Genomic DNA, 21,734 nt, shown 5'->3' on the forward strand with positions numbered 1-21,734 from the left:
GCAGAAAGGATTGCGAGATTTGAGCTATTCGTTTCCCCATCTCTAATTTTTTCACAAATAGGGAGCAATAAATTTCCAAATGGTAGCCCAATACAGCTCTGGATTCACCTTTTCCGCTTCTCCATGTCCAGCACCATGGATCACAAGTTTTTCCTTATCTACATTTGCGGTTGAATATAATTCCTCTAGCATTGAAAACGGAACAAACGTATCTTGGTCACCATGGATAAATAGTGTTGGTGTCTTATTTTTTGCTAACTGACGAATAGATGAGGACTGATACAAATCATATCCTGCTCGAATGTTAGTAACCGTATTAGCCGCTTGAATAATCGGGAATTCTGGCAAACCAAATAAAGGTAATTCCCTCCAAAGCTCCACTAAGAGGTAGGCGCATTTAAAGATAAAAAGTGCGTTATATTATCTAACAATTTCTATGACAGCCAACCAATTTACATGGTAGCGTAAGGTTTAATTACATGTGATATCAACTTTTTGGAGGTCCAAACAGTGCAAAAACAAAAACTTGTTTTGATTGGTAATGGAATGGCGGGGATAAGATGTATCGAAAATATATTAAAAATTAGCCCCTCCAAATATGATATTACCGTATTTGGTTCCGAGCCATACGTGAACTATAGTCGAATAAAGCTATCTTCTGTTCTTCAGGGTGAAACATCTTTTGATGATATTACCCTTCACCACTTGGATTGGTATAACAAACATGAGATTACACTCCATACTGGTGAGACTGTAATTGAGATAGATAAAACAAACAAATCGATTCATACCGATAAGGGGCGAGCTGTTACGTATGACAAATTAATTCTTGCGACTGGTTCTGAACCGATTTTACTACCAATACCAGGTTCTGACTTAGAAGGAGTGATTACTTTTCGAACAATCGCTGACTGTCAGGTGATGAAACAGACAGCGAAACAGTATAAAAAGGCAGTTGTCATAGGTGGAGGATTACTAGGACTAGAGGCAGCGAGAGGCCTTATTAACTTAGGGATGAAAGTCATCGTTGTTCACCTTGCAGATACCTTAATGAATAGGCAATTAGACGATACGGCAGCAGGTATGCTTAAGCGTGAGTTAGAGCAGCAGGGGATGGAGTTTTTACTAGAAAAGGAAACATCACACATGACAGGAGGCAACCGTGTAGAGAGAGTACACTTTAAAGATGGTACATCACGTGACGCTGATTTAGTCGTGATGGCTGTCGGGATAAAACCAAATGTTATGCTTGCGAAAAAAGCTAACATCGCTACTAATCGAGGCATTTTAGTTGATGACTACTTAGAAACAAGTGAGCCAGATATTTTTGCGGTGGGTGAATGTGTAGAGCATAACCAAATCGTTTATGGATTAGTAAAACCTTTATACGAACAAGGAGAAGTTTTAGCACAACACCTTTGCAACATACCAACAAAAGGTTATCAAGGTTCTGTTTTATCGACCCATTTAAAAGTAGCTGGGATAAACGTCTTTTCGGTAGGACAATTTACCGAACACCCAACTATTAAATCGATTCAATTTCACAACGAAATAGTTTCCACTTACAAGAAAGTGTTCTTTCAAGACAATAAAGCGATTGGTGCTGTCCTTTACGGTGATATAAAGGAGGGACCAAAACTCCTAGACACGATTGTTAAACAGAAATTTATTCCTGATAAAGAAAAAGCAGATTTATTAAAGCCGGTCGACATACGAGATTCCTACACCGCTAACCTACCAAGATCTGAATTTATTTGTACATGTAACAGTGTTTCAAAAGGACAAATAATTGATTGTGTACTAGGCGAAAAACTTACGACAATAAAAGAGGTTCAAGCATGTACAAAAGCATCCAGTTCATGTGGTGGATGTAAACCAGCTGTTAGCGAATTACTGGAGTACATCTCCAGTGATTACTTTAACGAAGCAAGCACAACATCATCGTTTTGCTCGTGTACCTTACTGACAGAAGACGACGTCGTTGCCCAAATCCAAGCCAGGGGATTATCAAGTAAACAGGAAATCATGAAGGAGCTCAATTGGAAGGTGGAAAATGGTTGCAACACATGCCATCCTGCATTGGACTACTACTTAGCGATGATCTATCCAGAGTATGACCATGACCAAGACATGATTTATCTAACAGATAAGAGGAACGCCATCCTTCGTAACGACGGGACGTACTCCGTTGTTCCACAATTGTATGGTGGAACAATAACTACTGCTCAATTAAGCAAAATTACAGCAGTTACTGACAAATATAATTTAGCTCCATTAGAGATAACAAGTGACCAGCGCATTCATTTAAACAACATTAAGCAGGAAGATTTACCAGCTATTTGGACCGAGCTAGACATGAATTTACATTCCGTCACTGCCAATACGATAAAGATCATCAACACAAGTAATGGCAACGATTTATGCAACTGTGATAAGCAGCCAGCCAATGAGCTCACTGCTCGCTTAGATAAAGAAACAGAATTTGTAAAAGTTCCTTACCAGATTCGGATTGGTGTCTCAACTTGTATGCATCACCGGGACCGATCAATAACAAAGGATGTTGGCTTAATCAAAATTGACCGCGGTTGGGAAATTTATGTTGGTGGTAGTAGTGGTCGGAATCAACGAGCAGCAGAGCTGTTAACCGTTGCAGATACAAAAGAAGATGCAGTGCATTTCACACTCGGTTTCATCCAATATTATCGTGAGTCGGCCAACTACTCTGCACGAAGCTGGCATTGGATAGACCGTGTATCCATCGTCCACATTCGGGAGATTCTCTTCAATGAAGATCACCTCCACTTTTTAGTGAACAGCTTGGCGAATGATGTTAAGAACCGAAAGAAAATTCTAGTTCAACACTTCTAGACAAACAAGGGGAGGTAGTATTTTGAGTGAACTTTTACTTAAATATTTTCGTGACCAACAAAAAAAAATCCAATCAGAAAGAGTTTACGATACACAATGCCCTTACTGTAGTATGCAATGTAAAATGCAGTTAATCGAACAAACGGTTGTCTCAAGAAAACAATATAAAACAGTTGGAAAAGATAATCCAACATCACAAGGGAGGTTGTGTATTAAAGGTTTAAATGCACATCAACACGCACTTCATCGCAGTCGCTTGAAGCAGCCACTCAAAAAAGTAGATGGTGATTTTGTACCTATCACCTGGCCGGAAGCATTAGAGCTGATTGCCAAAAATGTTAACGAAATACAAGCTATAGAAGGGAAAGATGCACTTTCCGTCTATGGAAGTGCCTCGATTACAAATGAGGAGGCCTATTTATTGGGGAAATTTGCCCGAGTTGGGCTCGGGACGAAATACATTGATTATAATGGTCGTCTTTGCATGGGAGCAGCAGCTACCGGAGCTAATCAGACCTTTGGCATGGATCGTGGGTTTACCAACACAATCGAAGAAATACCACATACTCGTTGTATCATTTTGGCTGGTACAAATATAGCGGAATGTCAACCAACAATCATGCCTTATTTTGAACGAGCGAAAGAAAATGGCGCCTACATTATTGCCATTGACCCTCGGGAAACGAAAACAACCAAGATTGCCGATTTACACTTGAAAAATAAACCTGGTACAGATGTAGCCATCGCAAATAGCCTGTTAAAAGTAATTATTGACCACGGTTTAACAGATGAACAATTTCTTACTTCCCGAACGAACGGGTTTGAACAAGTAAAACAACACTTGCTAGCGATCGATTTAAATCAAACGTCCGAACAAACTGGTGTACCTGTCGACCAACTCATTCAAGCGGCCACTATTTTCGGCAAAGAAGAATCTGGAATGATTTTTACTGCCCGAGGCATCGAACAGCAATTAGACGGAACTGCTGCTGTTCGAAGCTTCCTGAACATTTTATTAGCTACCGGAAAGATTGGAGTGCCAAATTCTGGTTACGGGGCAGTAACTGGTCAGGGTAATGGACAAGGTGCAAGAGAACATGGGCAAAAAGCAGACCAATTGCCAGGCTATCGTTCTATCGAAAACACTGAACACCGTGCCTACATTGCAAATGTTTGGGGAATTCCTGAAAACGAGTTACCAAGAAAAGGCGTGTCTGCCTATGAAATGTTTGAAAAAATCGACCAAGGAGACATTACTGGCATGTTCATAATGTGCTCAAATCCTGTTGTATCCAACCCTAATGCTAATTTTGTTAAAAAAGCGTTAGAGAAATTAAAGTTCCTTGTCGTAGCAGACATGTTTTTATCAGACACAGCTAAACTCGCAGACCTCGTTTTACCAGCAACATCCTATTTAGAAGATGAAGGTACGATGACTAACGTTGAGGGCCGCGTCATGCTAAGAGAAGCAACTTTTCCTGTTCAAGGAGAAGCAAAACACGATTGGCAAATCATTTGTGAAATAGCAAAGGCAATCGGACGAGGAAAGTATTTTTCATACCAATCAGCTGAAGAAATCTTTGAAGAGCTGCGGATCGCGAGTAAAGGTGGTATCGCCGACTATCACGGGATTACTTACGACCGGTTGCGACATGAACAAGGTGTACTTTGGCCATGTCCTACTCCGGAGCATCCAAGCACAAAGCGATTGTTTGAATATTCCTTTGCTCACCCAGATGGAAAAGCAAAAATGGTATTTTTCGCAAACGAATCATCACCACCAAAACCAAGGCCAGATTCCGATTATCCGCTTATCCTGACGACAGGTAGAGTTATGTCCCATTATTTAACTGGGGAACAAACAAGAAAAAGTCACTCCCTTGCTGCTCAGAATGTAGAAGCCTTTATGGAAATACACCCAGACACAGCAACCAGATATAACTTGAAGGAACAAGCACTCGTCAAAATAGAATCGGCATACGGAGAGATTATTGTTCGCAGTAAGTGGTCAACAACAATAAGAAAGGACACTGTCTTCGTCCCGTTCCATTGGACAGATTCGCAAAATGTTAACAAGCTTGTTTCCAATCAACTTGATCCATTTTGTCGAATGCCTGGCTTTAAAGTAAGTGCTGTAAAAGTGAGTCCGGTAAATTAATAACAGATAAAAGGTCTAGGTGCTTTTCATTATAAATTAATGGAATATTTAAAAAATAGTAATGATTTGGGGGATTTCTATGGAAAATGTAAGTTATAAAGGTAACATCAAAATATTAGGCTTTACAACGCTCGCTTTCTTTTTAACTTTTGTCGTTTGGTTTAATATGGCACCATTTATGACGACACTAAAGTCTGTCTTCGGTTTAACCAATGATCAGGTTGCCATCTTGGCAGTTGCTAACGTTGCTTTAACTATCCCGGCACGTGTACTGATTGGGATGCTTGTTGATAGGTTTGGTCCTAGAAAAGTGTATGCAAGCTTACTAATCCTGTTAAGTATCCCGTGCTTTGCCTTTGCTTTGTCCAACTCCTTTATACAGCTCATGATCTCTCGGATGTTCTTAGCGATTATTGGTGCAGGTTTTGTCGTTGGGATTCGCTTAGTTGCTGAATGGTTTCCTAAGGAAAGGGTCGGATTAGCAGAAGGTATCTACGGTGGGTGGGGAAACTTTGGCTCTGCTTTTGCTGCGATGACACTTCCGACTCTAGCCATCGTTTTTGGCGGTGAAAATGGCTGGCGTTATGCAATCGGTCTAACTGGTGCCATTGTACTCGTTTATGGTTTGATCTTTATGCGTCTAGTTAAAGACACTCCTGATGGTGTCACTCTCACGCGTCAAAAGAAAAGCGGGGCACTGGAAGTAACAAGTTACAAGGACATGTTTTTTTTAATTGTAATGACATTACCAGTCTATGGTATTCTCAGTTTTTTAACGTACCGCTTGAATCAACAATTAAATTTCATTAGTACGAATGTAGCAATCTTCGTTTATTGTTTCCTTGGTACACTTCTAATCTATAACCTGTATAAAATTTGGGATGTCAACAAAGAGGGCCTTCGTAATGGCGTACCGGAAAATGAGAAATATTCTTTTAAACAAGTAGCCATTCTCGAATTCTCGTATTTCTGTACGTTTGGTTCTGAGCTTGCTGTTGTCTCTATGTTACCAACATTCTATGAAGAAACTTTTTCATTAAGTATTGCACAAGCAGGGCTAGTTGCAGGTAGTTTTGCATTCATGAACCTAATGTCTCGTCCTGGTGGCGGATGGTTGAGTGATAAGTTTGGTCGTAAAAAAACACTTACGATTTTAATGGCTGGGCTTGCTGTTGGTTACATTGGAATGGCACAAATCGGCTCAAGTTGGCCAATATGGCTAGCCATTCTGCTAACTATGGGTTGTTCCTTTTTTGTTCAAGCAGGAGAGGGCGCAGTTTATGCAATGGTACCATTTGTGAAGCGTAAAGTAACAGGTCAAATATCAGGGATGGTTGGGGCTTACGGAAACATTGGTGCGACAACCTTCTTAACCATTTTCAGCTTCGTTAGTCCAAAAATGTTTTTTATCTTCATTAGTATATCAGCAATTGTTTGCTTTTTCTGTACATTATTTTTAAAAGAACCGCAAAATACTACAGTAACAAGTCAAAAACAAGTAAAAGAAAAAGTTGCTTCTGTCAATTCAACTGGAGCGTCTACAACCATTAACTAAGTGCAGGTGAACAAGAAAGTCACTTATTTCCTGCTTAGAAGAGACCTTGGCTACAGCCTAAGTTTTGAGATCAAATAACCTATTATTTTGGAGTGGAAAGCGCATAGCGACGTTTACCACTCTCTTTTTTGTGGGTTAACTACCGTTAGGCTGTTGGTGAAGTGCATTCGGGCGCTAACCTCTGACTTTAACTACCGTTAGGCTGGCAGCGGAGCCGCGGACGAGCGTTTACACCTAATAATCCACTGCACCCCCTTAGATCCCGTACAAAACTCAGGAATACATAGTCTAGGAATCTACAACTGTGTAATCATAACAAAAGCGAAAGGCCGCCTTGCTATACTAAGGCAGGCATAAGACAAGACCTGACGGGGCTGTCTTTGCCACAGAAGGGATTGACTTATGACCCGAGGGGGTAGGCGCCCGGAGCTAGACAGCTCTTGCTTTTTTATGCTTTCTTATCTATAAAAAAGACAGGAGCGTTACATGATAGTAACGGTCCTGCCTTCTTTTTATTAAATACGATGGCTTTACAAGAGCATTTATTAAGTGTCACAACACGAGCTTAGCTTCTATCAACAGTTCGTTCGTTTGTTGTTCGATGATTTTGTTTATTCTTTCTCTAAATCTAACAACTTCCCCAACCACAATCATCGCAGGATTTGTTATCTGTTCTTTTTTAACGACAGTTACAATCGTATCTAATGTTCCAACAACTGTCCGTTGGGCGTCTGTTGTTCCCTGTTGGATAATAGCAATGGGCGTATCCTTGCTTTTTCCATGTAATATCAATTGTTGACAAATTTGTGGTAGATGACCAATTCCCATATAGATTGCTATCGTATCAACTGCATTAGCCAAATGATCCCATTTTATCTCATTCGGCATTCCCTTTTTACAATGACCAGTGACTACAGCAAAGGAATTACCTAAATCACGATGAGTAATCGGAATCCCCGCATATGCAGGGGCAGCGATACCTGCTGTTATGCCTGGGACAACCTCATAAGCAACACCATTCTCAGCTAACACTAGGGCTTCTTCTGCACCACGGCCATAGACAAAAGGATCCCCTCCCTTAAGTCTAACGACGGTTTTTCCTTGTTTACCATACTTGACTAATAAATAATTAATCGTTTCCTGTTTCATTATGTGAAGCTTCGGTAACTTTCCACAGAACACCAAATCTGCTTCCGGCTTTGCTTCTTTCAATAACTCCCTATTTACTAAACGATCGTACAGGATAACATCTGCTCGCTGAATACACCGTAACGCTTTTATCGTTAATAAATCTGGATCCCCTGGACCTGCACCGACTAAATAAACTTTTCCCATTATAAGTTGCCTCCCTTAGGCACATATCCCCAATTAGCCACTTTTCACCTATAACATTAATCCTTGACTAAAATATATACTTGACCATCCTCAATTTCTGTTCGAAAAGTTTGAACACACCCTTCATCAGGTGCCTGTACTTTTCCGTCCACAACACTTATTTTCCAGTCGTGCATCGGACAGAAGACATGCTCACCACTAACCATCCCATCTGCAAGCACTCCTCCTCGATGCGGACATTTATTTTCGATCGCTTTTATTCGTCCATTTGATAGCTTAAAAACAGCAATCTCCTTTTGTCCCACTGTTACCGTTTTACCCAGACGTTCTGGAAAATCAGTAAGCGCTCCGATCGGTACTCGGTTTAGCATTTGTTCCATTGTAAGTCCCCCCGTATTTAGTTTGAACCAGTTGGCACGTTCACCTTCTCGTATAATTCTTTTAGTAGCGTTTTATTTTTAATCGCTTCACTCCATGGTTCCTGAATCGCTGCAAGTGTTTCATCCATTCTCTCATTTAGTTCGTCACGCGTAGCTTTGTTAGCCAATACTTCCTTTACATGGTCTAGTCCCACACGTTCTACCCATGCCGAGGTTCTCTCTAAATAGTTTGCGGATTCTCTATATAATTGTAAGAAGGCCCCAACCCATTCAATTACTTCTTCTTCCGTTTTTACTTTAGATAATAAATCTGCTTTTCTTAACTCTGTTCCACCATTTCCACCGACGTGAATTTCCCAATTACCGTCAAGACCAAGAACTCCAACATCCTTAATACCACCCTCTGCACAGTTTCGTGGACATGCCGATACTCCCATTTTCACTTTATGAGGTGTATTAAGTCCTTCAAATTTCTTCTCCAAATCTATTCCCATTCCGATTGAATCCTGTGTCCCGAAACGACAGAAGTTAGCTCCAACACACGTTTTCACTGTTCGTAACCCTTTTGCATACGCATGACCAGAAGGCATGTCTAAATCTGCCCATATATTCGGTAAGTCTTCCTTTTTAACACCGAGCAAATCAATCCGTTGACCACCTGTAAGCTTTATTAAGCCCACTTCATATTTATCCGCAACCTCAGCAATTTTTCGTAAATCGCTCGAGTTAGTCACGCCACCATACATTCTCGGTACAACGGAAAAGGTTCCATTCTTTTGGATATTCGCGTGTAATCGTTCATTAACAAATCGAGATTCTTTTTCATCGACATAATCAGATGGATAAATCATTCCTAAGTAGTAGTTAAGTGCTGGCTTACACTTTGAACAACCTTCTTCTTTTTTCCAACCTAATACATTCATTACTTCCCTTACATGTGTAAGTCCCTTTGCTTTAATTTCAGCAATAACCTCATCCCTAGATAATGTTGTGCAACCACAAACCGTCTCCTTCTGGTCAGCACTATATTCATCACCCAGTGTATATTGGAGAAGGTCTGAAACTAATGCCTTACACGTACCACAAGATCTCGAAGCATTGGTACAGCCTTTAACCTCTTCTAGAGTAGTTAAGCCCTGACCTTTGATAGCCTCAACAATCGTTCCTTTTGATACCCCGTTACAGCCACAAATTAGTTCGTCATCGGGCATCGAAGCAACAAAATCAACTCCAGTTTCCTCTGTTTGACCTGCCTCTAGATACTCTTCAATCGTTGCACCTTTCTTGATTAAACTTAGCAGCTTTGTCCCCTCTTTTGTGTTGCCAAATAAAACTGATCCGGCAATCTTTCCTTCCTCGACTAACACTTTTTTGTAAACACCATTCCAGTCATCATACATCTTGATTGATTTTGTTTCTTCATCTTCATTAATTTTTCCAGTCGAAAAGACGTCCACTCCAGAAACCTTTAACTGAGTTGATAAGACAGAACCATGATACCCTTTATCATTCACACCACAAATACGCTTTGCTAACGCCTTTCCTTGTTCATAAAGCGGTGCAACTAAACCGTAAACCATTTGTCTATGTTCTGCACATTCACCAACAGCAAAAATATTTGGAATCTCTGTTTCCATAAAATCATTAACAACGATGCCCCTATTTACTGGAATTCCTGATGCTTGAGCTAATGCAACATTTGGCTTTATTCCTACAGCCATTACTACTAGGTCAGCTTTAATTCTAGAGCCATCCTTAAAAAGTAAACCAGTTACGTGATCTTTACCGGTAATTTGAGCTGTACTTTTCTCCAACAAGAAATTCATTCCTTGCTTCTCTAGCTCCTTCTGTAACAGAATTCCGGCATCCCTATCTAATTGACGTTCCATTAAATAATCCGCTATATGGATAACGTCAACTTCCATTCCAAGGTTAAGTAAACCTCTAGCTGCTTCAAGTCCAAGCAACCCTCCACCGATAACAGCAGCTTTTTTATACTTTTTCGAGTAATCAATCATCAGCTCACAATCTTTAATGTCCCGAAATGCTGTTACTCCTTCTAAATCTGCACCTGGTAAAGGTAGCATGAATGGATTTGAACCCGTTGCTATGATTAAAAAGTCATATGCCTCTTCTTTATTTTTATCTGTATGAACGATTTGTTTTTTCTTATCGAGCTTCGTAACTGTTTCACCAGGGTATAACCTAATGTTATTATCCTCATACCATTGCCACTCATTTAACGTAATATCACTGACAGTTGTATCGCCTTGCAACACTTTGGACAGTTGAATTCTGTTATAGTTTGGATATGGCTCACTTCCAAATACAACGATGTCAAATCCATCTGGCTTTAACTTTAAAATCTCTTCTAAAGCTCTAATTCCAGCCATTCCATTCCCAATTAACACTAATTTTTGTTTTGGCATATAGCCTAACCCCCAACTAAAATTATTGATTAACTCTATCTAATCACAACTAATAGCTGTATTCAAAATACTTGTAAGAAAACCTCACATCAAAAATTTTGTGCGTATTCACATTAAAAATGGTGAACAATCAATTAAGCAATATTCCGTTTATATGAAACAATAATGATGAAAGCGTGATTAAATTTAATGGGATTTGGATTGAAATGGAAATAGACTAGACAATCTTTTACACTTGAAGACTTTCAAATTAGGAGTAATTTTGATTTGAGAAAAGTACCGAATAACGTTAACAGGAAATGTAGGCATTGCACAAAAGCGCAAGTCACGCCTTCGAAACAAGAAAACCACTTGTTTCTGCGATGTCTATTCTTAGAAGTGTTCCTTAGTGCCCAGCCTAAGGCAGGCTACGAAGTGGAGCACAATTGACTACCGTTTGACCGCTAGTAGGGCTCAATCGGGCGCTAATACCGTTCTTTGACTACCGTTTGACCGCTGGCAGCGCTCGGTCGGGCGTTAATACCGTTCTTTGACTACCGTTTGACCGCTGGCAGGGCTCAATCGGGCGTTAATACCATTCTTTAACTACCGTTTGACCGCTGGCAGCGCTCAATCGGGCGCTAATACCGTTCTTTGACTACCGTTTGACCGCTGGCAGGGCTCAACCGGTAATCAAAAAGGTATCCTGAATCTAAGATCCCCCTATAAAACCCAGGGTGCACTTGCCCACCCATGAAAATCGTAAGACAGACCGCGGAATGGCGGTCTTTTCCATGTAAAGCATTGTTTTAGACTCATGAGGGCTAAGTGGACCCAGCATTAGACAGATCTTGCTTTTTTTATACTTTCTTATCTTTGAACAAAAGCGCAAGTCGCGCCTTGCCCAGCTTAAGACTTCAGGTGGGGTAGGCGCCTGGATCTAGACAGTTCTTTGATCTTGTTATACTTTCTTTTCTATTAAAAAAGACAAGGAATTACTCCCTGTCTCATGTTTAATGATCATACCAGTGTGCCATGATTTGATACAAATAAGCAATATCGTAGTACGGTGCAGCAAATCTATGGAAATGATGACTTTCATTAAAAATTTGGTATATTTTTTCTTCTTATTTCATTGGATTGATTCTTAAGAGCCTCATTGCGTTTAACACTACTAGAACGGCAGCTAATACATCGGCTAAAGCAACGAATAGTAAGGACGCCACCCCCGGCACAATTAGCACCATTGTGATAAAATTAATTCCGTTTGAGAACCAAATATTTTGTTTAATATTTCGCAGTGTTGCACGACTCAACCGAATCGTAAATGGAAGCTTTGATAAATCATCGGCCATTAGTGCAATATCGGCTGTTTCAAGAGCTGCATCCGTCCCAGCAACACCCATCGCAATCCCGAGGTTGGAAGTTGCTAGTGCAGGTGCGTCGTTAATACCATCACCAACCATTGCAATTTTACCGTATTTCTTCTGAAGTTCTTTTACTGCTGTTACTTTATCCTCTGGAAGTAATTCTGCCCGAAATTCATCCACACCAACTTTTTCTGCTATAGCTTTGGCTGTGGCCTGATTATCACCAGTAAGCATGATGGTACGATCAATTCCAGCATCCTTTAAAAGAGCAATCGCATCCTTACTTATTTCTCGCACCTTATCCGCAACAGCAATAATTCCTAATACTGTAGTTTTTGTGCCTAAAATCATAGCAGTTTTACCTTCTTCTTGCAGTCGTTTAATATCCGCTTCAACTGCATGCAAATTGGTTCCTAATTCATGGAAAAGACGAGAATTTCCAATATAATAAATAGTTCCATTAACTTGTCCTTTAGCGCCTTTTCCAGTAATAGCAGAGAAGTCTTCTGCTTCAGGTAGCGTAATTTGATTACGCTCCGCTTTCCGAACAATTGCTGTAGCTAATGGATGCTCTGAGTATTTCTCTAGGGCTGCTGAAATTGTTAAAAACTCATTTTCAGTCATACCATTCACAGCTAGGATATCTGTAACTTCAGGACGACCAACAGTTAATGTTCCCGTCTTATCAAAGGCAATCACTTTAATGGCTCCGGCTTCCTCAAGGAACACACCACCTTTGATTAATACACCATTATTAGCTGAGTTCCCAATTGCTGAGATAATGGAAACAGGACTTGAGATAATAAGTGCACACGGACATGCGGCAATAAGAAGAGCTAAGCCCCTATATATCCAATCGCCCCATCCCCCGCCGAAAAATAATGGTGGAATAATCGTAAGCAACACTGCTAGCGCAATCACAACTGGCGTATAAATCCTTGCAAATTTATCGATATACTCCTGGCTTTTGGCTCGTTGTCCTTGCGCTTCTTGAACAAGGTGAATAATTTTTGCCAACGTTGTATCTTCCACCCGTTTAGTTACCTGAATCTGAATGGATCCTTGTTGGTTAATCGTTCCAGCAAAGACTTCATCGCCAATTTCTTTTTCAATAGGCATCGATTCACCTGTAATAGCTGCTTGATTAACCGCGGATGTTCCTTTAACAACAACTCCATCCATAGCAATTTTCTCACCTGGTTTAACTACCACAACATCATCAACCTGGATCTCCTCAACAGCAAGTCGCATTTCTTTGCCATTTCGAATAACGTTAGCCTCTCTTGGTGCAAGACCCATTAATGCCTTGATAGAATTACGAGCTTTCTCAAGCGTGTAGACAGATAGTGTATTGCTAAGGGAGAAGAAGATAACGACTAATGCACCTTCTACCCACTCCCCAATGGCAACGGCACCAACAACGGCAATTGTCATCAAAACATTCATATCGAAATTTAATTTTTTTAGTCCATATAGCGCGCTACGTCCTGTTTTATAACCACCTATAATAATAGAAAAGGTATAGAATGGAATTTCCAAAGTTTCATAGCCGTTGAGCCCAAAAATCAATCCTGCAAGAAAAAGAAGGGCTGAAAGGCTTGTAATAACAGTGTCTTTATGGGATTGAAGGAAAGATTTCGGTTCATCATTTTCTTTTGCACCCATCGGTTTTGCCGTTACACCTTCTTTTTCTGCTTCTTTAATAATCTTCTCATATGGAACATTTCCTTCAACAATTAAATTAGAAGCACCAAAGTTAATTGTCGCTTTAATCGCGCCTGGTAATTCTGAAACTCTCTGCTCAACCTGAGCAGCACAACCTGCTCAGTGAAGACCTGATAGCAAGTAGGTTGTGCGATCTGCAGAAACCAATTTTTCTTCTGTTGCCATGTTATTTTCCTCCGATCATTTGAAATTAAGTAACTGATTCATTCACTTTTATTATTTGGCAGTGTTTCACTTTCAATCGATATGATTCTCACAACAAGCCATATCCTTTTGCACGTCTTCAAATACAACATCGAACATACTTAATAAATCACGTACTTGTTGATTTCTAAGACTGTAATACATGTACTTTCCTTCCTGTCTTCCTACAATAAGCCCGCAACCTTTTAAACATGCTAAATGCTGCGAGATACTTGATTGACTAACATTTAAACCTGCAACGATCCCGGATACCGTTTTTTCTTCTTCTTTAATACTCTCAAGTATTTGTATTCTGACTTTATTTGAAAAGCCATTTAAAAATTTTATTTTCATATCCATATCAACTTTTATCATGCAGCACCCCTCATCAAACATATTAGATATTTCTAATTTGTTTTAACAATCTCATATTAGCAATAGATAATATGTATGTCAACCGCAAAACAACTTAGAAATTGGAAACAAGAAGGATAAACTCCAAGAAGGAAGAAGTATGTAAAAATGTTTCCGGTTTCATACAATTAACAGCCCCAAAAGAAAAGCCAGTATATTCTTTGATATACTGGCTTTTCTCATATAGACCTAACCGAAAAAAGATTGATAAAGCAGAAATATATTTAACACTATGATTACTAAAGACAAAAACCACGATGTGACTGTTGTGATCCGTTTATTAACAAGGTTACCCATAATCTTTCGGTTACTTGTAAAAATTACTAATGGTATTAATGCAAATGCAATACCAAAAGATAACACAACTTGACTCATTACAAGTGCCTTTGTAGGATTAATTCCCATAGCAATAATAATTAATGGAGGTGCAACTGTTATAAGCCGTCTTAGGTATAGTGGAATGCTTCTTTTAATAAACCCTTGCATAATAATATCGCCGGACATTGTTCCTACTGTTGAACTTGATAAGCCAGCAGTAAGAAGACCAATTCCAAATAATATAGCTGCAAAAGGTCCAATTAATACTCCTAGTTGATCAAATGCCACATCCAAATCTTCAATAACCAAGCCATTTTCAAAGAATAAAGATGCAGCGACGATTAACATACTAGCATTAATTACTCCTGCCAAAACCATTGCAATTACAATATCGATAAACTCATACTGATAAATCTTTTTCCGTTCTTCGTCATTCTTTCCAACTATCCTACGCTGAGTTAAAGCAGAGTGTAAATATATAGCATGAGGCATGACAGTTGCTCCAAGAATACCCGCTGCTAAGAGAATGCTATTGACGCCATCAAATTTGGGAATGAGCAACCCTGTTAAAAGTGGTCCCATTTCAGGTTTTGCATAAAATACTTGAATTGTAAAAGCAATCACAACAATAAAAACTAGACCAGTTATTCCCGCTTCTAGAGTCCTTACCCCTCGTTTTTGTAAGACAAGAATTGCAAAAGAACCTACAGCAGCAATTATTGCAGACGGAAATAGCGGGATTCCAAAAAGCAAATATAATCCTAGTGCTGCACCAATAAATTCTGCTAAATCCGTTGCCATTACCACTAATTCCCCTTGAACCCACAGTCCAAATGAAACAGGTTTCGGGAACTGTTCTCTAGCTAATTCAGGTAAGTTCTTACCTGTAGCAATGCCAAGTTTTGCGGACATTGATTGTATTAACACCGCAATTAGGTTTGAAAATAATACTACCCAAAGTAATAAATATCCGTATTGTGAACCTGATGCTATATTCGTTGCAAAGTTGCCTGGGTCAATATAAGCTACTGCTGCAATAAAAGCAGGTCCTAAGAACGGCAGTAATCTTCTAAAACCATTTGTCCGGCCACTTAAAGCATCTTGTGCCGACTTTACTATTGCCTTTTGTTTCACTGTATTTGAAGTCACTTGTAAATCACCTCGCGTTTGTTTAAATCGCATCTTAGTTTTTACCATGATTAAAAATGTTTCCCTAGTGCAAATTATACTCGAAAACAAAGAATTTGTGAAACAAAAAGACTAATAGTTAGGTGAGAAACACGTAAATTTCATGGAAATCATCAACAGAAGGATTGAAAAACGAAAATAGACATGGAAGGATTAGATTTTCACGAAGATTGGATTACACGTAGAGATTGGCCAAAACTACATAAGAGAAATAGAAAAATAATACACCCCAAACTACTACATAAATTTTTCTATTGCTGGCTCAACAAAAACTGTATAGTCGTTGATTTATAACATTTTATTTAACAAGACTGTCATTAGACCCTTCGCTCTTTTGGTCCTTCGATTATGATTTTGAGCTTAAAAATGCAAAAAGGACGCTTATGCTTACGCATAAACGCCTTTCAATAAATTTCAATACCGGTGACCGAAATCCAATTCATACACACAATTATTCTTCACGTACCGAGTTAGCTTGATATAATACTTTTCCTTCTTCATCAATATGAGCTTTTAAATTTTCATTAGAGATTGATTCATAGTGAATAAGGTCGAAAAAATACGGCAATGGATATTCCTCATTTAGTAAATCAGATAACTTATATAAAGTCTCTGAAGTAATACCTTTTCCCTTTATTGCAAGATCTATATCCGATCCTTTTTTGTAATTGCCCATTGCTCTACTTCCAAAAATAACTGCATATTTAATTTCATCAAATTCCTGTAACGCAATATTTATGTAATGTAAGTCCCTCTCAATTAGTCCAAACATATTATCTTTCCTTTAGTAATTTTTCAAATAAGTTTCTAAGTAAAGGTAGAAATTGTTCTTGTATTTCTTTCACTAACTTTTCTGCTAACTCTTGATCATAAGTATGACTTGTTAAATTCCGTTTAGATAGTGCATCCATCCAAAGGTGTCCTTCTTCAATTAACCCCACCTGAAAAGCTCGTTTTATCGATTCTCTAGGACTTTTTGCAATGTATCCCTCTGATTCCAAATAATCCTTTAGTACTTTCCACGCTAATTCAAAAGTGGTCTCAAAGAATTGGATAATACCTGCTCGCTCCAATTCAGTTGATATGGAACTATTCGAGTATTTTTCTAGGAGTTTGAAAGACTTTTCAAAGTTCTCGAATCTTTGTTTCCAACGAATATCCTTCATTTCATCCATGTTTTCACTCCTATTTATTTTATCCTGTTACTATAATTTATTACCTGAATGTAAACCAATCTATATTAATTGGAGATTTTCTAGACTGAAAAACAACATTAACAATGACTGTTCCTTTTATCCTTATTATACATCATTTCCATTCCCACTGACTAAACAAACCAATAACCTTTTATCTGTACAAAAAAAGACAAGGACTTATTCCCTGTCTCATCTTTTACAATAATAGTATTTAATAATTTGTGTGCATAGATTAGATACCGATCGACCGTACTCTACTTCATACACACAAATTTAAAAATAGTTTCGAATTGTCGTTAATACCCTCTCTAAATCATGTTCATGTAACTTTCCGATCTTAAATAGTAATTCCTTAAAATGTACAGTATTTAATTTAGAACAGCTAACGATGGAAGGTTTATCTAAGCCTGCTTCTTCCCAGTATTCAATCTCAACATCAAATTCATTTCTTGTATGTTGACTTGTAACTGTCGCTATTAATTGATCTAATTCTACAATTACATTATCATTGCTTACAATAACAACTGGTCTTCTTTTTCCATTTAACTCAACAGTCCATATTTCTCCACGTTTACCTTTTTTACTCATCTTCCTTACTCCAAAACATTTCTTCTTTTTCTTTTATGATTTGCTCTTTTGGAGGTCTGCTGTCAAAGTAATTATCAAATAACTTATTTAGTAATTTGATCCGTTCCCCATTATCCATTTCTTCGATTGCTTTCATTATCTCATCAGCAGTCATTCATAACCACCTCATTAAATAAATAATTTATTTAAATCAATTATACATTAGAATTAAATAATAATAAAACAACCGCCAACTGTACAAAAAAGGAAAAAAGAATAAACCTTTAACAGACTCTTTACGAGAATAAATATTTTGTTTCTATGTGCTGAGATTCGATAGCACTGGACCGTTCTTTAGTTTAGCAGTCACACCGTTCCGCAGCTTATACACACATCTGATATTTTTATTCTTATTCTAATTTGGTTTCATCAAATTCTATATTAAAGTGATAAGCAATTTTCTGATAGAGTAATTGTTTTGTATCTCTGGAATTAACATTAATCCCGTAGAATTCACAAAATGAAGTTATTCCCCACTTAAACAATAATTTCACATAGATATTGAATAAATGAAGTCATCATGTTTAATACATAGTAGACTACTACGCAGCAAAGATCGTCTTTACTGGGTGACTTTGTAAAATAATGTACTTTAAGTAACGGGGACGTTCAATAGTGTTATTCTATCTAACAAAAACGCTGCAACCTTATTTTTAAGGATTGCAGCGTTTTGAATTTTTTTACTATATTACGCAGCGATTTCTTCTCTGGCGCGTTTATTTCCTTTATAGATAAAATAAAGAGCAATTATCATAAATAATAATGCAAAAGAACGTTTCATATCTAAATGAATGACTAAACTATTAAACCAGCCGAAATTGTCAATAACAATGCCGATCACAAGCTGTCCAATGATAACAGTAATATTGGTTGCAATAACCCCAATTTTAGGAACTGCGGCAATAATAAAAAGTAAAAATAATACACCTAAAAATACTGCGCTTAGCTGCCATTTAGGTACTTCCAGAATAGCAAGCACATTTCCATTACCCAAAAAAAGAATAATAATTGCTAGAAACATTGTTCCAGTTAGAAAAGTTAAAAGTGTTGTTTCGATTGTTCCTGCTTTACGACTGAATGTACCATTAATAGCCGATTGTGCGCTTAATGTGATACCACCTAAAAAGGTGAATAGAATCATTAATATACCCATTTTTGGACCCCCTAGTAAACTAAAACGAGTGCTATAATCATTGAAATTACAGCTAATATCTTTTCTTTATTAATTCTAGACCTCTTGCTTCCAAGCCAACCATAATGTTCAATTACCATACTCATTACTAATTGACCAATAATTACTGCGACCATAGTTATTCCGACACCAACAAATGGAACACTAATCACAATAGATGTTAAATATACAACCCCCAAGACACCACCAAGTAGAGTCCATTTAGGTGCTTTAACGGCATAGGAAAGCTTACCTTTTCCAAAGAATAGCCATAATAATCCGAGGATTATTGAACCTACAAAGAAGTTATAAAAACTTGTTTCGAGCTTCCCTATCGTTTTCCCTAATTCACCGTAAATAGCTCCTTCAAAACTAAGCGCTGCCCCTCCTAATAACGCTAATATATATGAGATGTAACGCATTAAATGAATCCCTCCAGTTCTTTATTTTTAGATATCTAGAATAATCGATATATTATTTTATAAAAAAAACAGAAATCAACCAGCTCAGATTTCTGTTTTAAGAAATTCAGCAAACTGACGAATGGCTTCTTCGTTTCTTCGATAGTACGTCCACTGACCATAACGAACAGATTCAAGAAGACCAGCTTTCTGCATCATATTTAAGTAGTGAGATACCGTAGATTGAGAAACCTCGGCTTTTTCTTGAATGTCTCCTACACATACTCCCCCTTTATAACTTACCTCCTTTGGCAGGTGAGCGCCTTGTTTAGGAAAATGCTTCTCTGGTTCCTTCAGCCACTGTAAAATGTTAAGCCTAGTTTTATTTGATAACGCCTTAAATACATCGATTGGTTCCATAGTTCATATTATATATCGACTTTTTTCGATATGTCAATTAGCAGTAATTAAGTGTATTAGCTATATCTATATATCAAGTGATAAGTTTTTTTAAAAGTATAGGGTATTTGTATTTCATTAAATATGAAATAGCTTACTTAACTAACGGTGAACTCGTATATACTCTTCAAGTAATTAATTAGAAAAAGATACTATGTTTGCAAGTAATTTTAAGAAGAATTTATGAAGAACTTAATGGAATAGTGGAAACTATGCAAACAGTTATTGGAAACCAAAAAGGAAGCGGGTTAGTACAACGGTTAAGCATAGCGATTGAATGGAGAAAATAGGACTTCGGGGGCATGTTTTTAGGGAATTTAACTTTTTATATCATTTGTCTATTTAATCTGAAACTAAATATATAGGTCTTTAAAATAAAATATTCTCTTCGCTTCAAAAGCACCTAAGAACTTAAAATAAGTACCTAGGTAATTTTATTAATTCCCTAGCGGTGTTTGTCAATATAGTTGTCGCATTTAATTACTTTAGTATTTTGATAGATTTGATGAATCCCCGAGTTCAGTCAAAGCTACCGCGCTGCGCTTGCTGAGCTGGTGGTTTGAATCGAAAGGAAAAACGTGCTTTCGATTCAAACCACCAGGAAAATGGGGGATATTATGGTTTCCTCCATGCTTTGGTTTGCCCCTCATCTCGCATTGGATTAAGCGCTACTTGTTCATTCGGTGTCCAATTTCTTGTATCTCGTGCCCAACGCTCTGGATGCTTTACCTTAGCTGCTTCGTATACGTCTTTTCGCTTTTCCAATATGGCTACGTGTTCTCCCGTATGACACTGTACAGGCGTTACAAAATTCAGCCCACTATGCAAATGAATCTGGTTGTACCAATGGACAAAATGCTGTGCCCATTGTCTCGCTTCCTCGAGTGATGAAAAACCTTTGTGTGGGAAATCTGGCCGATATTTGAGTGTCCGAAACATCGCTTCTGAGTAAGGATTATCATTACTCACACGTGGTCTTGAAAACGAGCTTTGAATACCCAATTTCTCCAGTAAACCTAGGAATGTCGCGGCTTTCATCGGGCTACCATTATCTGAATGCAACACGAGTGGTGCACCTTGGATTTTTTCGCTGATGACTGCCTTTTTCACGAGTGTTTCGGCGTATTTTGCCTCTTCTGTTTCCCATACTTCCCAGCCGACTACTTTTCTACTAAACAAGTCGAGAAATAAATAGAGTCGATAATATAATCCTTTCGCTGGTCCTCCAAGCCAGGTAATATCCCATGTCCACACCTGATTGGGTGCGGTAGCGAGATGACTTTCTGGTATTCTTCGTGTTAGCTTTTGACTACGTCCTCGATGATGTTGCATCTTTTCTTCACGTAATACACGATAAAATGTGGATTCTGAGGCAATGTAAGTCCCTTTATCCGCAAGTTTTGGTACAATTTGTGTCGGCGGTAAATCGGTGTATTCTTCTTGTTTGACAACCGTCAGTATTTCCTCTCTTTCTTCCTCAGATAATTTATTTTTCGGGACTGGTCTTATCGCATGTGAACGCTGATCGACCTTCACATTACCCTTTGCCACCCAGCGCTCGTATGTTCGAACGCTGATATGAAGTTCCTCGCAAGCCTTCGCTAACCGCGCACCGCTTTGATTCGCTTCTTGGATGAGTTCTACAGCTAATGCGCGATTTGACGGGCTAATCATTCTTCCTCTTCGTCCCCCCAAATCGCTTGGGCCTTTTTTCGCAAAAGTAGTAATGCCGCAGCTTCCGCTAGTGCCTTTTCTTTCTTTTGTAGATCTTTTTCTAATTGCTTGGCACGCTTCTGTTCCTCCTTCAATGTACTATTCAATTGCTTTGCTTGATCGAATACCTGACCATTTGCCTGAAGGCATACACTTTTCCATACTTCAATCTGTTCACGATACAGACCTTTCTTACGACAATAATCGGAAAGCTCCAACTCATTCATCGCGAACGTCTCCATCACGATTAAAAACTTATCTTGGC

The 21,734-nt window shown here is 38.4% G+C and carries 17 protein-coding genes and 2 pseudogenes; 3 read left to right on the forward strand and 16 right to left on the reverse strand.

Annotated features, from left to right (window positions below):
- Window positions 1-51 precede the first annotated feature (51 nt).
- Window positions 52-357, reverse strand: a pseudogene (locus tag NC799_RS16300) (alpha/beta hydrolase); the annotation flags it as partial.
- Window positions 358-510: 153 nt separating this feature from the next.
- On the opposite strand from NC799_RS16300, the gene nirB (NC799_RS16305) reads away from it, so the two are divergent.
- The 3 genes from nirB (NC799_RS16305) to NC799_RS16315 all read left to right on the forward strand — a co-directional run bounded on the left by nirB (NC799_RS16305) (window position 511) and on the right by NC799_RS16315 (window position 6,581).
- Window positions 511-2,868 (forward strand): nitrite reductase large subunit NirB, encoded by a 2,358-nt coding sequence (gene nirB / locus NC799_RS16305; RefSeq protein ID WP_272447505.1) that lies wholly within the window; start codon window positions 511-513, stop codon window positions 2,866-2,868.
- A 22-nt stretch (window positions 2,869-2,890) separates the two neighbouring features.
- Entirely contained in the window at window positions 2,891-5,026 is a 2,136-nt protein-coding gene (gene nasC, locus NC799_RS16310) for an assimilatory nitrate reductase catalytic subunit NasC (protein ID WP_272447506.1), read from the forward strand.
- A 79-nt stretch (window positions 5,027-5,105) separates the two neighbouring features.
- Window positions 5,106-6,581 (forward strand): NarK family nitrate/nitrite MFS transporter, encoded by a 1,476-nt coding sequence (locus NC799_RS16315; RefSeq protein ID WP_272447507.1) that lies wholly within the window; start codon window positions 5,106-5,108, stop codon window positions 6,579-6,581.
- A gap of 552 nt (window positions 6,582-7,133) precedes the next feature.
- On the opposite strand, the gene cobA is transcribed toward NC799_RS16315, so the two are convergent.
- The 15 genes and pseudogenes from cobA to NC799_RS16390 form a co-directional block, all read right to left on the reverse strand.
- Entirely contained in the window at window positions 7,134-7,916 is a 783-nt protein-coding gene (gene cobA / locus NC799_RS16320; RefSeq protein ID WP_272447508.1) for a uroporphyrinogen-III C-methyltransferase, read from the reverse strand.
- Between the two features lie 56 nt (window positions 7,917-7,972).
- On the reverse strand, window positions 7,973-8,296 hold the full coding sequence (nirD, locus tag NC799_RS16325; protein ID WP_272447509.1) for a nitrite reductase small subunit NirD: 324 nt from the start codon (window positions 8,294-8,296) through the stop codon (window positions 7,973-7,975).
- A 17-nt stretch (window positions 8,297-8,313) separates the two neighbouring features.
- Complete coding sequence (gene nirB / locus NC799_RS16330) at window positions 8,314-10,725, reverse strand: nitrite reductase large subunit NirB (RefSeq protein ID WP_272447510.1); 2,412 nt, start codon at window positions 10,723-10,725, stop codon at window positions 8,314-8,316.
- Between the two features lie 1,106 nt (window positions 10,726-11,831).
- Window positions 11,832-13,964, reverse strand: coding sequence for a heavy metal translocating P-type ATPase (locus tag NC799_RS16335; RefSeq protein ID WP_272447511.1), 2,133 nt, complete (start codon window positions 13,962-13,964; stop codon window positions 11,832-11,834).
- A gap of 72 nt (window positions 13,965-14,036) precedes the next feature.
- The gene (locus NC799_RS16340) at window positions 14,037-14,357 is read right to left on the reverse strand and encodes an ArsR/SmtB family transcription factor (protein WP_272447512.1); all 321 of its coding nucleotides are present in this window, start codon (window positions 14,355-14,357) and stop codon (window positions 14,037-14,039) included.
- Between the two features lie 228 nt (window positions 14,358-14,585).
- Window positions 14,586-15,896: an Nramp family divalent metal transporter gene (locus tag NC799_RS16345; protein WP_417006701.1), complete on the reverse strand. Its 1,311-nt coding sequence runs from the start codon at window positions 15,894-15,896 to the stop codon at window positions 14,586-14,588.
- A gap of 457 nt (window positions 15,897-16,353) precedes the next feature.
- On the reverse strand, window positions 16,354-16,674 hold the full coding sequence (locus NC799_RS16350; RefSeq protein ID WP_272447514.1) for a nucleotidyltransferase family protein: 321 nt from the start codon (window positions 16,672-16,674) through the stop codon (window positions 16,354-16,356).
- 1 nt (window position 16,675) lies between these two features.
- Complete coding sequence (locus NC799_RS16355) at window positions 16,676-17,077, reverse strand: nucleotidyltransferase substrate binding protein (RefSeq protein WP_272447515.1); 402 nt, start codon at window positions 17,075-17,077, stop codon at window positions 16,676-16,678.
- A 294-nt stretch (window positions 17,078-17,371) separates the two neighbouring features.
- Complete coding sequence (locus tag NC799_RS16360) at window positions 17,372-17,686, reverse strand: type II toxin-antitoxin system PemK/MazF family toxin (protein WP_272447516.1); 315 nt, start codon at window positions 17,684-17,686, stop codon at window positions 17,372-17,374.
- Window positions 17,679-17,840: a hypothetical protein gene (locus NC799_RS16365; protein ID WP_272447517.1), complete on the reverse strand. Its 162-nt coding sequence runs from the start codon at window positions 17,838-17,840 to the stop codon at window positions 17,679-17,681. The genes NC799_RS16360 and NC799_RS16365 overlap by 8 nt, the downstream gene beginning before the upstream one ends.
- A gap of 573 nt (window positions 17,841-18,413) precedes the next feature.
- Entirely contained in the window at window positions 18,414-18,878 is a 465-nt protein-coding gene (locus NC799_RS16370; protein ID WP_272447518.1) for a DMT family transporter, read from the reverse strand.
- Between the two features lie 11 nt (window positions 18,879-18,889).
- On the reverse strand, window positions 18,890-19,318 hold the full coding sequence (locus NC799_RS16375) for a DMT family transporter (protein ID WP_272447519.1): 429 nt from the start codon (window positions 19,316-19,318) through the stop codon (window positions 18,890-18,892).
- A gap of 84 nt (window positions 19,319-19,402) precedes the next feature.
- Entirely contained in the window at window positions 19,403-19,717 is a 315-nt protein-coding gene (locus tag NC799_RS16380) for an ArsR/SmtB family transcription factor (protein WP_272447520.1), read from the reverse strand.
- 654 nt (window positions 19,718-20,371) lie between these two features.
- Window positions 20,372-21,430 carry an IS3 family transposase gene (locus NC799_RS16385; RefSeq protein WP_272447521.1) on the reverse strand — a complete coding sequence of 353 codons (1,059 nt, stop codon included), beginning with the start codon at window positions 21,428-21,430 and terminating at the stop codon, window positions 20,372-20,374.
- Window positions 21,427-21,734: pseudogene (locus NC799_RS16390) on the reverse strand (IS3 family transposase); the annotation flags it as partial. The gene NC799_RS16385 and the pseudogene NC799_RS16390, both read right to left, overlap by 4 nt.

This window comes from Aquibacillus salsiterrae (genome assembly GCF_028416595.1).
Taxonomy (GTDB): domain Bacteria; phylum Bacillota; class Bacilli; order Bacillales; family Amphibacillaceae; genus Aquibacillus_A; species Aquibacillus_A salsiterrae.

Bases quoted from the DNA above. Each gene is read 5' to 3' on its own strand.
- nirB (WP_272447510.1), bottom strand. From the start codon at position 10,725: ATGCCAAAACAAAAATTAGTGTTAATTGGGAATGGAATGGCTGGAATT.
- NC799_RS16385 (WP_272447521.1), bottom strand. From the start codon at position 21,430: ATGATTAGCCCGTCAAATCGCGCATTAGCTGTAGAACTCATCCAAGAA.
- nirD (WP_272447509.1), bottom strand. From the start codon at position 8,296: ATGGAACAAATGCTAAACCGAGTACCGATCGGAGCGCTTACTGATTTT.
- NC799_RS16365 (WP_272447517.1), bottom strand. From the start codon at position 17,840: ATGACTGCTGATGAGATAATGAAAGCAATCGAAGAAATGGATAATGGG.
- NC799_RS16360 (WP_272447516.1), bottom strand. From the start codon at position 17,686: ATGAGTAAAAAAGGTAAACGTGGAGAAATATGGACTGTTGAGTTAAAT.
- NC799_RS16345 (WP_417006701.1), bottom strand. From the start codon at position 15,896: ATGCGATTTAAACAAACGCGAGGTGATTTACAAGTGACTTCAAATACA.
- NC799_RS16380 (WP_272447520.1), bottom strand. From the start codon at position 19,717: ATGGAACCAATCGATGTATTTAAGGCGTTATCAAATAAAACTAGGCTT.
- cobA (WP_272447508.1), bottom strand. From the start codon at position 7,916: ATGGGAAAAGTTTATTTAGTCGGTGCAGGTCCAGGGGATCCAGATTTA.
- NC799_RS16355 (WP_272447515.1), bottom strand. From the start codon at position 17,077: ATGGATGAAATGAAGGATATTCGTTGGAAACAAAGATTCGAGAACTTT.
- NC799_RS16315 (WP_272447507.1), top strand. From the start codon at position 5,106: ATGGAAAATGTAAGTTATAAAGGTAACATCAAAATATTAGGCTTTACA.
- NC799_RS16375 (WP_272447519.1), bottom strand. From the start codon at position 19,318: ATGCGTTACATCTCATATATATTAGCGTTATTAGGAGGGGCAGCGCTT.
- NC799_RS16350 (WP_272447514.1), bottom strand. From the start codon at position 16,674: ATGTTTGGACTAATTGAGAGGGACTTACATTACATAAATATTGCGTTA.
- NC799_RS16370 (WP_272447518.1), bottom strand. From the start codon at position 18,878: ATGGGTATATTAATGATTCTATTCACCTTTTTAGGTGGTATCACATTA.
- NC799_RS16340 (WP_272447512.1), bottom strand. From the start codon at position 14,357: ATGATAAAAGTTGATATGGATATGAAAATAAAATTTTTAAATGGCTTT.